Origin of the sequence: Streptococcus sp. 5004 (genome assembly GCF_013276755.1) — a bacterium.
GTDB lineage: Bacteria > Bacillota > Bacilli > Lactobacillales > Streptococcaceae > Streptococcus.
In genome coordinates this window covers 59,648-71,605 of sequence record NZ_VMLP01000011.1, presented here as the reverse complement: position 1 = coordinate 71,605, position 11,958 = coordinate 59,648, and the positions used below count along the sequence as shown (strand labels likewise).

At 41.0% G+C, this 11,958-nt stretch carries 13 protein-coding genes and 1 other annotated feature; of the genes, 12 read left to right on the top strand and 1 reads right to left on the bottom strand.

Annotated elements, in window-relative coordinates:
* Positions 1-111: 111 nt before the first annotated feature.
* From HT685_RS04530 to HT685_RS04485, 10 genes are all read left to right on the top strand, one after another.
* The gene (locus tag HT685_RS04530) at positions 112-681 is read left to right on the top strand and encodes a GNAT family N-acetyltransferase (protein ID WP_173226408.1); all 570 of its coding nucleotides are present in this window, start codon (positions 112-114) and stop codon (positions 679-681) included.
* A 66-nt stretch (positions 682-747) separates the two neighbouring features.
* On the top strand, positions 748-1,398 hold the full coding sequence (locus HT685_RS04525) for a helix-hairpin-helix domain-containing protein (protein ID WP_173226409.1): 651 nt from the start codon (positions 748-750) through the stop codon (positions 1,396-1,398).
* Positions 1,382-3,622: a DNA internalization-related competence protein ComEC/Rec2 gene (locus HT685_RS04520; protein WP_173226411.1), complete on the top strand. Its 2,241-nt coding sequence runs from the start codon at positions 1,382-1,384 to the stop codon at positions 3,620-3,622. Before HT685_RS04525 ends, HT685_RS04520 begins: the two co-directional genes overlap by 17 nt.
* Positions 3,623-3,694: 72 nt before the next feature.
* Positions 3,695-3,826 (top strand) — a sequence feature (ribosomal protein L20 leader region).
* Positions 3,827-3,841: 15 nt separating this feature from the next.
* Positions 3,842-4,372 carry a translation initiation factor IF-3 gene (infC, locus tag HT685_RS04515; RefSeq protein ID WP_000848180.1) on the top strand — a complete coding sequence of 177 codons (531 nt, stop codon included), beginning with the start codon at positions 3,842-3,844 and terminating at the stop codon, positions 4,370-4,372.
* Between the two features lie 32 nt (positions 4,373-4,404).
* A complete protein-coding gene (gene rpmI, locus HT685_RS04510; RefSeq protein WP_001125943.1) occupies positions 4,405-4,605 on the top strand; it encodes a 50S ribosomal protein L35 in 201 nt (66 codons plus the stop codon).
* 51 nt (positions 4,606-4,656) lie between these two features.
* A complete protein-coding gene (gene rplT, locus HT685_RS04505) occupies positions 4,657-5,016 on the top strand; it encodes a 50S ribosomal protein L20 (RefSeq protein ID WP_000124834.1) in 360 nt (119 codons plus the stop codon).
* Between the two features lie 58 nt (positions 5,017-5,074).
* The gene (locus HT685_RS04500) at positions 5,075-5,455 is read left to right on the top strand and encodes a VOC family protein (protein ID WP_000157153.1); all 381 of its coding nucleotides are present in this window, start codon (positions 5,075-5,077) and stop codon (positions 5,453-5,455) included.
* Between the two features lie 248 nt (positions 5,456-5,703).
* Entirely contained in the window at positions 5,704-6,504 is an 801-nt protein-coding gene (locus HT685_RS04495; protein WP_173226413.1) for a dihydroorotate dehydrogenase electron transfer subunit, read from the top strand.
* The gene (locus tag HT685_RS04490) at positions 6,467-7,453 is read left to right on the top strand and encodes a dihydroorotate dehydrogenase (RefSeq protein WP_173226414.1); all 987 of its coding nucleotides are present in this window, start codon (positions 6,467-6,469) and stop codon (positions 7,451-7,453) included. Before HT685_RS04495 ends, HT685_RS04490 begins: the two co-directional genes overlap by 38 nt.
* 41 nt (positions 7,454-7,494) lie before the next feature.
* Entirely contained in the window at positions 7,495-9,264 is a 1,770-nt protein-coding gene (locus tag HT685_RS04485) for a glucosaminidase domain-containing protein (protein ID WP_173226416.1), read from the top strand.
* Between the two features lie 55 nt (positions 9,265-9,319).
* Here the strand turns inward: HT685_RS04485 and pavA are convergent, their stop codons facing one another.
* Complete coding sequence (pavA, locus tag HT685_RS04480; protein WP_173226418.1) at positions 9,320-10,975, bottom strand: Rqc2 family fibronectin-binding protein PavA; 1,656 nt, start codon at positions 10,973-10,975, stop codon at positions 9,320-9,322.
* Between the two features lie 104 nt (positions 10,976-11,079).
* Between pavA and ybeY the strand changes: the two genes are divergently transcribed.
* Together ybeY and HT685_RS04470 are read left to right on the top strand one after the other, a co-directional pair.
* Positions 11,080-11,577 carry an rRNA maturation RNase YbeY gene (gene ybeY / locus HT685_RS04475; protein WP_000275156.1) on the top strand — a complete coding sequence of 166 codons (498 nt, stop codon included), beginning with the start codon at positions 11,080-11,082 and terminating at the stop codon, positions 11,575-11,577.
* Positions 11,558-11,953: a diacylglycerol kinase gene (locus HT685_RS04470; RefSeq protein ID WP_000378166.1), complete on the top strand. Its 396-nt coding sequence runs from the start codon at positions 11,558-11,560 to the stop codon at positions 11,951-11,953. Before ybeY ends, HT685_RS04470 begins: the two co-directional genes overlap by 20 nt.
* Positions 11,954-11,958 lie beyond the last annotated feature (5 nt).

The window sequence follows — 11,958 nt, the reverse complement described above, 5'->3', positions numbered from 1 at the left end:
TAAGGTGATGATTTTATTCTATATGAAACCGCTTTAAAAAGCAAGAAAAATTTGTTATCACTTCTTTTTTATGCTATACTGATAGAAAATACTTTTGAATGGTAGAAACGTATGGAATCAATTTTTGTAAAACTTGCCCAGTATCCGTCTATAGAAACGGAGCGTTTATTGCTTAGACCTGTAACCTTGGACGATGCGGAAGCAATGTTTGACTATGCCTCGGACAAGGATAATACACGTTACACTTTTCTAACCAATCAAAATTTAGAAGAAACCAAAAATAATATTGCTCAGTTCTACTTGGCTAATCCCTTGGGACGTTGGGGAATAGAACTAAAAAGCAATGGTCAGTTTATCGGAACCATTGACTTGCACAAGATTGATTCTGTTCTTAAGAAGGCAGCTATTGGCTACATTATCAATAAAAAGTATTGGAATCAAGGATTGACGACAGAATCCAATCGTGCCGTAATTGAGCTGGCTTTTGAGAAGATTGGAATGAACAAGTTGACCGCCCTTTACGATAAGGCTAATCCCGCGTCAGGAAAGGTCATGGAGAAATCAGGAATGCGTTTTTCTCACGAAGAAGCTTATGCTTGTATGGACCAGCATGAAGAAGGCCGAATCGTGACAAGAGTTCATTATGTCTTGACCAAGGAAGACTATTTTGCAAATAAATAAGCAGTTGAAAAGAAATTTTCAACTGTTTTTTCTTTCTCTTACGAATAATCTAAGAGAGGAGAATATATGGAAGCAATTATCGAGAAAATCAAAGAGTATAAAATCATTGTTATCTGTACAGGTCTAGGCTTGCTTGTTGGCGGATTTTTCCTGCTAAAACCAGCTCCACAAACATCTGTAAAAGAAACGAATTTACAGGCTGAAGTTGCAGCTGTTTCCAAGGATTCATCGACCGAAAAGGAAGTGAAAAAGGAAGAAAAGGATGAACCCCTTGAACAAGATTTAATTACAGTAGATGTCAAAGGTGCTGTTAAAGCACCTGGAATTTATGATTTGCCGGTAGGTAGTCGGGTCAATGATGCTGTTCAGAAGGCTGGTGGCTTGACAGAGCAAGCAGACAGTAAGGCACTCAATCTAGCTCAGAAAGTTAGTGATGAGGCTCTGGTTTACGTTCCTACTAAGGGAGAAGAGACAGCTAGTCAACAGACTGGTTCTGGAGTGGCTTCTTCAACAAGCAAGGAAAAGAAGGTCAATCTCAACAAGGCCAGTCTGGAAGAACTCAAGCAGGTCAAGGGACTGGGAGGAAAACGAGCTCAGGACATTATCGACCATCGTGAGGCAAATGGGAAATTCAAGTCAGTAGACGAGCTCAAGAAAGTCTCTGGCATTGGTGCCAAGACCATAGAAAAGCTAAAAGATTATGTTACAGTGGATTAAGAATTTCTCAATTCCTCTAATTTACCTGAGTTTTCTGTTGCTTTGGCTTTACTACGCCATTTTTTCAGCATCCTATCTTGCTTTGTTGGGCTTCGTTTTTCTGCTAGTCTGCCTCTTTATCCAATTTCCTTGGAAATCTGCGGGCAAAGTTCTAATGATTTGCGGAGTCTTTGGCTTTTGGTTTCTGTTTCAAAATTGGCAACAGAGTCAAGCGGGTCAAAATTTGGCGTATTCTGTTGAAAGGGTACGGATTTTGACTGACACTATTAAGGTCAATGGTGACAGTCTATCCTTTCGTGGCAAGTCTGATGGACTCATTTTTCAAGTTTATTATAAACTCCAGTCCGAGGAGGAGAAAGAAGCCTTTCAAACCTTGACAGACCTTTATGATATAGAACTAGAAGGAAAACTTTCGGAGCCAGAAGGGAAGAGAAATTTTGGTGGCTTTGACTACCGAGCCTATCTGAAGACTCAGGGAATTTACCAGACTCTCAATATAAAAAGAATCCAGTCGCTTCAAAAAGTCGGCAGTTGGGATATAGGTGAAAACCTGTCCAGTTTACGCCGTAAGGCTGTGGTTTGGATTAAGACGCACTTTCCAGACCCTATGCGCAATTACATGACAGGGCTTCTATTAGGACATCTGGACACCGACTTTGAAGAGATGAATGAGCTTTATTCCAGTCTAGGAATTATTCATCTTTTTGCCTTGTCGGGCATGCAGGTAGGATTTTTCATGGATGGCTTTAAGAAACTACTCTTGCGATTAGGCTTGATCCAAGAAAAGTTGAGGTGGCTGACTTATCCCTTTTCCCTTATCTATGCTGGTCTGACAGGATTTTCGGTATCGGTCATTCGCAGTCTCTTGCAGAAGCTACTGGCTCAACATGGTGTTAAGGGCTTGGATAATTTTGCCTTGACGGTGCTTGTCCTCTTTATTGTCATGCCAAACTTTTTCTTGACTGCAGGAGGAGTTTTGTCATGTGCTTATGCTTTTATCTTGACTATGACAAGCAAAGAAGGGGAGGGGCTTAAGGCTGTTGCCAGAGAAAGTCTAGTCATTTCCTTGGGAATATTGCCCATTTTATCCTTCTATTTTGCAGAATTTCAGCCTTGGTCTATCCTTTTGACCTTTGTCTTTTCCTTTCTATTTGACTTAATCTTCTTACCGCTCCTGTCTATCTTATTTGCCCTTTCCTTTCTCTATCCAGTCATTCAGCTGAATTTTATTTTTGAATGGTTGGAGGGAATGATTCGCTTTGTATCACAGGTGGCAAGTAGACCGCTTGTCTTTGGACAACCCAATGCATGGCTTTTAATTTTATTGTTAATTTCCTTGGCATTAGTTTATGATTTGAGGAAAAACATTAAAAGGCTAATGGTGTTGAGCTTATTGATTACAGGTCTCTTTTTCTTGACCAAGTATCCACTAGAAAATGAAATCACCATGCTGGATGTGGGGCAAGGCGAAAGTATTTTCCTACGGGATGTAGCTGGTAAAACTATTCTCATAGATGTAGGTGGCAAGGCAGAATCTGATAAGAAAATCGAAAAATGGCAAGAAAAGACGACGACCAGCAATGCTCAGCGAACCTTGATTCCCTATCTTAAAAGTCGAGGAGTAGCCAAGATTGACCAGCTAATTTTGACCAACACGGACAAGGAACATGTTGGAGATTTGTTGGAGGTGAGCAAGGAATTCCATGTAGGCGAAATTTTAGTGTCAAAAGGCAGTCTAAAACAGAAGGAATTTGTGGCAGAACTACAGGCGACTCAAACTAACGTGCGTAGTGTGACAGTAGGGGAGAACTTATCCATTTTTGGAAGTCAGTTAGAAGTTCTATCTCCAAGGAAAATGGGAGATGGCGATCATGAAGATTCCCTGGTTTTGTATGGAAAACTCTTGGATAAGCACTTTCTCTTCACGGGAAATTTGGAGGAGAAAGGAGAGAGGGACTTGCTGAAGCACTATCCAGACTTGAAAGTGGATGTTTTGAAAGCTAGCCAACATGGCTCTAAAAAATCACCAAGTTCAGCCTTTCTAGAACAGCTCAAACCAGAGCTTACTCTTATCTCAGTTGGAAAGAGCAATCGAACGAAACTACCCCATCAGGAAACTTTGACACGACTGGAAGGTATCAATAGCAAAGTTTATCGAACTGACCAGCAAGGAGCTATACGATTTAAAGGTTGGAAAAGTTGGAAAATCGAAACGGTTGGTTAATGAGCAGAAACTTTTCAAAAAAATAACTTTTTATCTTGACAAGGGCTAGAAAACTTGGTATCATATAAAAGTTGAGAAAAGCAGAAGTGAGAGCTTCTCGCCTTGTGACATTAAGTTGCCTGGCCCTACGGATGAAAAGTTTCTAAGAAACGCTATCATAACGTGCGGGCTTGTATAATTACGAGTCCGCTATTGTTTTTCTCTAATAAAACAAAAGAGGTGAAAACCATAGCAAAGCAAGACTTATTCATCAATGATGAGATTCGTGTACGTGAAGTTCGCTTGATTGGTCTTGAAGGAGAACAGCTAGGCATCAAGCCACTCAGTGAAGCGCAAGCTTTGGCTGATAACGCTAATGTTGACCTAGTATTGATTCAACCCCAAGCCAAACCGCCTGTTGCAAAAATTATGGACTACGGTAAGTTCAAATTTGAGTACCAGAAGAAGCAAAAAGAACAACGTAAAAAACAAAGTGTTGTTACTGTGAAAGAAGTTCGTCTAAGTCCAACGATTGACAAGGGTGACTTTGATACAAAACTTCGCAATGCACGCAAATTCCTTGAAAAAGGAAATAAAGTTAAGGTATCTATTCGCTTTAAGGGTCGTATGATTACCCATAAAGAGATTGGTGCAAAAGTTTTAGCCGAGTTTGCTGAAGCAACTCAAGATATTGCCATCATCGAACAACGTGCTAAAATGGATGGACGTCAAATGTTCATGCAATTGGCGCCAGCGACTGACAAAAAATAATTGTCAGAAAGTTAAATAAAGGAGAAAAAATCATGCCAAAACAAAAAACACACCGCGCATCAGCTAAACGTTTCAAACGTACAGGTTCTGGTGGACTTAAACGTTTCCGTGCTTACACTTCTCACCGTTTCCACGGAAAAACTAAGAAACAACGTCGTCATCTTCGTAAAGCATCTATGGTGCATTCAGGAGATTACAAACGTATCAAAGCAATGCTTACTCGCTTGAAATAATAGTTTGACTGTAAGTAAACAATTCTAGGAAATATTTGGAGGAAATAAAACATGGCACGTGTTAAAGGTGGCGTTGTATCACGCAAACGTCGTAAACGTATTCTTAAATTAGCAAAAGGTTACTATGGAGCTAAACACATCTTGTTCCGTACTGCAAAAGAACAAGTAATGAACTCTTACTACTATGCATACCGTGACCGTCGTCAGAAAAAACGTGACTTCCGCAAATTGTGGATCACTCGTATCAACGCGGCAGCTCGTATGAACGGACTTTCATACTCACAATTGATGCATGGTTTGAAATTGGCTGAGATCGAAGTTAACCGTAAAATGCTTGCTGACTTGGCTGTTAACGATGCAGCAGCTTTCACAGCTCTTGCAGATGCAGCTAAAGCAAAACTTGGTAAATAATAACTGATAAGACTGGAACAGGATTGTCCCAGTCTTTTTAAAAATAAAGGAGAAGAATATGGCTTCAAAAATGCTACACACTTGCTTGCGAGTAGAAAATCTTGAAAAATCAATCGCATTTTATCAAGATGCTTTTGGTTTTAAAGAATTGCGTCGCAGAGATTTTCCAGACCATGCCTTCACGATTGTCTATCTAGGACTTGAGGGTGACGACTATGAGTTGGAGTTGACTTATAACTACGATCACGGTCCTTATGTGGTTGGAGATGGATTTGCCCACATCGCCCTCAGTACACCTGATCTTGAGGCACTTCATCAAGAGCACAGTGCCAAAGGATATGAAGTGACTGAGCCAAATGGTCTACCAGGAACTGCACCTAATTATTACTTTGTCAAAGACCCTGATGGCTACAAGGTCGAAGTCATTCGTGAAAAATAATCTCGTGAGGTCAAGTAGAATGTTCGTTTTCTACTTGACTTTTTTTAGCTGAAAGAGTATACTAATAAAAATTTAACCTTTAAGGGGAGTCCAGAGAGACTCACAAGGTGTCAGATAAAAGAATAGTGCAATTTTCTAGAGGAGACTTTTTGAGTGTGCTCTCTTGTGTTGTACGATTTTAACTGAGGCCTTGCACTAGCAAGGTCTTTTCTTTGTCTGGTCCCCTTAAAATTTAAGGAGGAAAAGTCATGAATCCCACATGTAAGAAACGTTTGGGTGCCATTCGTTTGGAAACCATGAAGGTGGTTGCACAGGAGGAAATTGCGCCAGCAATCTTTAAATTAGTCCTAGAAGGGGAAATGGTTGAAGCTATGCGAGCAGGTCAATTTCTTCATCTGCGTGTGCCTGATGATGCTCATCTCTTGCGTCGCCCTATTTCAATTTCGTCTATTGATAAGGCTAATAAGCAGTGTCATCTTATTTATCGGATTGAGGGGGCTGGAACCGCTATTTTCTCAACCTTAAGTCAGGGAGATACTCTTGATGTGATGGGTCCTCAGGGAAATGGTTTTGACTTGTCTGACCTTGATGAGCAGAGTCAGGTTCTCTTAGTTGGAGGGGGGATTGGTGTACCTCCTCTGCTTGAGGTGGCCAAGGAATTGCATGGACGTGGAGTGAAAGTAGTGACAGTCCTCGGTTTTGCTAATAAGGATGCTGTTATTTTAGAGACGGAATTAGCTCAATATGGTCAAGTCTTTGTAACGACAGATGATGGTTCTTATGGTATCAAGGGAAATGTTTCCGTTGTTATCAAGGATTTAGATAATCAGTTTGATGCTGTTTACTCATGTGGGGCACCTGGAATGATGAAGTATATCAATCAAATCTTTTATGACCACCCAAGAGCCTATCTATCTCTGGAATCTCGTATGGCTTGTGGGATGGGTGCCTGCTATGCCTGTGTCCTAAAAGTGCCAGAAAGCGAGACGGTCAGCCAACGCGTCTGTGAAGATGGCCCTGTTTTCCGCACAGGAACAGTTGTATTATAAGGAGAAAATTATGACTACAAATCGTTTACAAGTTTCTCTACCAGGCTTGGATTTGAAAAATCCGATCATTCCAGCATCAGGCTGTTTTGGTTTTGGACAAGAGTATGCCAAGTACTATGATTTAGACCTTTTAGGTTCTATTATGATCAAGGCGACAACCCTTGAAGCCCGTTTTGGCAATCCAACTCCAAGGGTGGCAGAAACACCCGCTGGTATGCTCAATGCAATTGGCTTACAAAATCCTGGTTTGGAAGTTGTTTTGGCTGAAAAGTTACCTTGGCTGGAAAGAGAATATCCAAATCTTCCTATTATTGCTAATGTGGCTGGTTTTTCAAAACAAGAGTATGCAGCTGTTTCTCATGGGATTTCCAAGGCAGCTAATGTAAAGGCTATTGAGCTCAATATTTCTTGCCCCAATGTTGACCACTGTAATCATGGACTTTTGATTGGTCAAGACCCAGATTTGGCTTATGATGTGGTGAAAGCAGCTGTGGAAGCCTCTGATGTGCCAGTTTATGTCAAATTAACCCCTAGTGTGACCGATATCGTTACTGTCGCAAAAGCTGCAGAAGATGCGGGAGCAAGCGGCTTAACCATGATCAATACTCTAGTTGGAATGCGCTTTGACCTCAAAACCAGAAAACCAATCTTGGCCAATGGAACAGGTGGAATGTCTGGTCCAGCAGTCTTTCCAGTAGCCCTCAAACTCATCCGCCAAGTCGCCCAAACAACAGACCTGCCTATCATTGGAATGGGGGGAGTGGATTCGGCTGAATCTGCCCTAGAAATGTATCTGGCTGGAGCATCTGCAATCGGAGTTGGAACAGCCAACTTTACCAATCCATATGCCTGTCCTGATATCATCGAAAAGCTACCAAAAGTCATGGATAAATACGGCATTAGCAGTCTGGAAAATCTCCGCAAGGAAGTAAAAGAGTCTCTGAGGTAAACTGCAATCAATCTGTTCTTGATTTTTTATTAGTTTGTAATATGAATTTCAGAGAATTTTGGTACAATAAAATAAATAAGAACAGAGGAAGAAGGTTAATGAAGAAAGTAAGATTTATTTTTTTAGCCCTGCTATTTTTCTTAGCTAGACCAGACAGTGTAATGGCCAGTGATGGTACTTGGCAAGGAAAACAATACCTGAAAGCAGATGGCAGTCAAGCAGCCAATGAGTGGGTTTTTGATGCTCATTATCAATCTTGGTTTTATATAAAAGCAGATGCCAACTATGCTGAAAATGAATGGCTGAAACAAGGTGACGACTATTTTTATCTCAAATCTGGTGGCTATATGGCCAAGTCAGAATGGATAGAAGACAAGGGAGCCTTCTATTATCTTGACCAAAATGGAAAGATGAAAAGAAATGCTTGGGTAGGAACTTCCTATGTTGGTGCAACAGGTGCCAAAGTAATCGAAGACTGGGTCTATGATTCTCAATACGACGCTTGGTTTTATATCAAAGCAGATGGAGAGCACGCAGAGAAAGAATGGCTCAAAATTAAAGGGAAGGACTATTATTTCAAATCCGGTGGTTATCTACTGACAAGTCAGTGGATTGACCAGGCTTATGTGAATGCCAGTGGCGCCAAAGTACAGCAAGGTTGGCTTTTTGACAAACAATACCAATCTTGGTTTTACATCAAAGAAACTGGAAATCATGCTGACAAAGAATGGATTTTCGAAAATGGTCACTATTATTATCTAAAATCGGGAGGCTATATGGCAGCCAATGAATGGATTTGGGATAAGGAGTCATGGTTTTACATCAAATCTGATGGTAAAATGGCTGAGAAAGAATGGTTATACGATTCTAAAGGTCAAGCCTGGTACTACTTCAAATCCGGTGGCTACATGGCGAAAAATGAGACAGTAGAAGGTTATCAGCTTGGAAGCGACGGTAAATGGCTTGGAGAAAAAGCTACAAATGAAAATGCTGCTTATTATCAAGTAGTGCCTGTCACAGCAAATGTTTATAATGCAGATGGTGAAAAGCTCTCCTATATATCGCAAGGTAGTGTCGTCTGGCTAGATAAGGATAGAAAAAGTGATGACAAGCGCCTGGCTATTACTATTTCTGGTTTGTCAGGCTATATGAAAACAGAAGATTTACAAGCGCTGGATGCTAGTAAGGACTTTATCCCTTATTATGAGAGTGATGGACACCGTTTTTATCACTATGTGGCTCAGAATGCTAGTATCCCAGTAGCTTCTCATCTTTCTGATATGGAAGTAGGCAAGAAATATTATTCGGCAGATGGGCTGCATTTTGATGGTTTTAACCTTGAGAATCCCTTCCTTTTCAAAGATTTGACAGAGGCTACAAACTACAGTGCTGAAGATTTGGATAAGGTATTTAGTTTGTTAAATATTGACAATAGTCTCTTGGAAAATAAGGGAGCTACCTTTAAGGAAGCTGAAGAACATTACCATATCAATGCCCTTTACCTCCTTGCCCATAGTGCTTTAGAAAGTGATTGGGGACGAAGTAAGATTGCCAAAGATAAGAATAATTTCTTTGGAATTACAGCCTATGACACGACCCCTTACCTTTCTGCCAAGACATTTGATGATGTGGATAAGGGAATTTTAGGTGCAACCAAGTGGATTAAGGAAAATTATATCGATAGGGGCAGAACTTTCCTTGGAAATAAGGCGTCTGGTATGAATATGGAATATGCCTCAGACCCATATTGGGGCGAAAAAATTGCTAGTGTGATGATGAAAATCAATGAAAAACTAGGTGGCAAAGATTAGTCCTATAATTGGATATGATTTGAGTCTAAGCTAAAAATCCTGATTTTAAGTTAAATCAGGATTTTTTCATGGATGAGATTTTTTCGGGGTCTGGTGTGACACGGAGGGTCTTTTGTCCTGTGTAAGTGACAAAGCCGGGTTTTCCGCCAGTTGGTTTGTTGAGTTTCTTGACTTCAATCATATCTACCTGAACCAGATTTGACAGGCGACCTTGAGAGAAGTAGGCGGCCAGCTCTGCTGCGTCTGTTTTGACTTCATCAGATGGGTCTAGATTTCCTGAGATGACAACATGACTTCCAGGAATGTCCTTGGCATGGAACCAAAGTTCTTCCTTGCGGGCCATTTTAAAGGTTAGCTCCTCATTTTGTAGGTTGTTGCGACCGACATAGATGATGGTTTTGCCATCACTGGCCAGATACTGTTCTGGCTTTTTGCGTTTCTGGATTTTTTCTCGCTGTCTTCTTCGGATAAATCCGGTTTGGATCAATTCTTCACGGATTTCGGCAATTTCTTCTAGTCCAGCTTGGTTGAGCACAGTCTCCACACTTTCCAGATAGAGAATGGTTGCCTTGGTTTCCTCAATCAGATCAGTCAAGTATTTGACAGCTTCTTTGAGTTTCTGATACCGTTTAAAATAGCGTTGGGCATTCTGGTTGGGAGTCAAGGCCTTATCAAGCGCAATGGTGATCGGTTGGTTGGTGTAGTAGTTGTCTAGGATAACCTGGTCTTGGTCGTTAGGCACTTGGTGGAGGAAGGTTGTTAGCAATTCCCCTTTTTGACGAAATTCCTCCGCATTGTCTGTCGCCAGTAACTCTTTTTCTTGTTTTTTCAGCTTATGGCGATTTTTTTGAAGTTCATTTTCAACACGGCGAATGAGTTCACTGGCTTGTTGTTTGACGCGGTCTCGCTCAGCCTTATCCTTATAGTAGGTGTCCAGCAAATCAGAAAGACTGGCAAAAGGCTCTCCCACCTGATTTGCAAAAGGAACTGGACTGAAGGAAGTCTCAGTCAAGCAGGGTTTGGTTTCTTGATTGAAAAAGTTACGGAAAGTAGATAGTTTATCACTAACCAGTATCCTTTCCAATTCATTTGCTGTATCGCGTCCCAGACCTTGAAAGAGGCTTTGAAGATTTTTAGCTGTCGTTTCCTGTGTTTGCAGGATTTCAAAGAGTTTCTCGTCCTTGATCGTAAAAGGATTGAGAGATTCCGTACTTGGCGGAGCAATGTAGGTCGACCCAGGAAGCAAGGTACGGTAGCTATTTTGTGAAAAGCCGACGTGTTTAATGACTTCGAGGATTTTGTGGCTACTTTTATCAACCAGTAGAATATTACTGTGTTTACCCATAATCTCGATAATCAAGGTAGCCTGGATATGGTCTCCAATCTCGTTTTTATTGGAAACTGTAATTTCCACAATACGGTCATTTTCCACTTGCTCAATCGACTCAATCAGGGCACCCTGCAAATATTTTCTCAAAACCATGATAAAGGTGGAAGGTTGGGCTGGATTTTCAAAAGTCGTTTGGGTCAGCTGAATGCGTCCAAAAACTGGATGGGCAGAGAGGAGCAGGCGATGACTTTGGCGATTGCTGCGGATTTGCAAGACCAACTCTTGTTCAAAAGGCTGATTGATTTTCTGGATGCGACCGTTCACTAACTCTCTTCGTAATTCCTCAACCATGTGGTGTAAAAAAAATCCGTCAAATGACATCGTTCTCTCCTTGTGATTGTATTCCATAGTATTATATCAAAAAGGTAGAATAAAATCATGGAAATGTGGTATAATAAAGCCAAGTAAAGAGAAACGAGAAGCACATGTATATTGAAATGGTAGATGAAACTGGTCAAGTTTCAAAAGAAATGTTGCAACAAACCCAAGAAATTTTGGAATTTGCAGCCCAAAAATTAGGCAAAGAAGACAAGGAGATGGCAGTTACCTTTGTGACTAACGAGCGTAGTCATGAACTCAATCTTGAGTACCGTGACACAGACCGTCCGACAGATGTCATCAGCCTTGAGTATAAACCAGAATTGGAAATTGCCTTTGACGAGGAAGATTTGCTTGAAAATCCGGAATTGGCAGAGATGATGTCTGAGTTTGATGCCTATATTGGGGAACTGTTCATCTCTATTGATAAGGCTCATGAGCAGGCCGAGGAATATGGCCATAGCTTTGAGCGTGAGATGGGCTTCTTGGCAGTACACGGCTTTTTACATATCAACGGCTATGATCACTACACTCCGGAAGAAGAAGCAGAGATGTTCGGTTTACAAGAAGAAATTTTGACAGCCTATGGACTCACAAGACAATAAACGAAAATGGAAAAATCGTGACCTGATATCCAGTTTAGAATTTGCTCTCACAGGAATTTTTACTGCTATCAAGGAAGAACGCAATATGCGAAAACATGCAGTAACGGCTCTTGTAGTCATTCTTGCAGGTTTTGTTTTTCAGGTGTCACGAATCGAATGGCTCTTTCTCCTATTGAGCATTTTCTTGGTAGTAGCCTTTGAAATTATCAATTCTGCTATTGAAAATGTGGTGGATTTGGCCAGTCATTATCACTTTTCCATGCTGGCTAAAAATGCCAAGGATATGGCGGCTGGCGCGGTATTAGTGGTCTCTCTTTTCGCAGCCTTAACAGGCGCATTGATTTTTCTCCCACGAATCTGGGATTTATTATTTTAAACAGT

Excerpts from the sequence above, each read along its gene's own strand:
- HT685_RS04530 (WP_173226408.1), top strand. The coding sequence starts at position 112 with ATGGAATCAATTTTTGTAAAACTTGCCCAGTATCCGTCTATAGAAACG.
- HT685_RS04525 (WP_173226409.1), top strand. The coding sequence starts at position 748 with ATGGAAGCAATTATCGAGAAAATCAAAGAGTATAAAATCATTGTTATC.
- HT685_RS04520 (WP_173226411.1), top strand. The coding sequence starts at position 1,382 with ATGTTACAGTGGATTAAGAATTTCTCAATTCCTCTAATTTACCTGAGT.
- rpmI (WP_001125943.1), top strand. The coding sequence starts at position 4,405 with ATGCCAAAACAAAAAACACACCGCGCATCAGCTAAACGTTTCAAACGT.
- rplT (WP_000124834.1), top strand. The coding sequence starts at position 4,657 with ATGGCACGTGTTAAAGGTGGCGTTGTATCACGCAAACGTCGTAAACGT.
- HT685_RS04500 (WP_000157153.1), top strand. The coding sequence starts at position 5,075 with ATGGCTTCAAAAATGCTACACACTTGCTTGCGAGTAGAAAATCTTGAA.
- HT685_RS04495 (WP_173226413.1), top strand. The coding sequence starts at position 5,704 with ATGAATCCCACATGTAAGAAACGTTTGGGTGCCATTCGTTTGGAAACC.
- HT685_RS04490 (WP_173226414.1), top strand. The coding sequence starts at position 6,467 with ATGGCCCTGTTTTCCGCACAGGAACAGTTGTATTATAAGGAGAAAATT.
- HT685_RS04485 (WP_173226416.1), top strand. The coding sequence starts at position 7,495 with ATGAATTTCAGAGAATTTTGGTACAATAAAATAAATAAGAACAGAGGA.
- pavA (WP_173226418.1), bottom strand. The coding sequence starts at position 10,975 with ATGTCATTTGACGGATTTTTTTTACACCACATGGTTGAGGAATTACGA.
- ybeY (WP_000275156.1), top strand. The coding sequence starts at position 11,080 with ATGTATATTGAAATGGTAGATGAAACTGGTCAAGTTTCAAAAGAAATG.
- HT685_RS04470 (WP_000378166.1), top strand. The coding sequence starts at position 11,558 with ATGGACTCACAAGACAATAAACGAAAATGGAAAAATCGTGACCTGATA.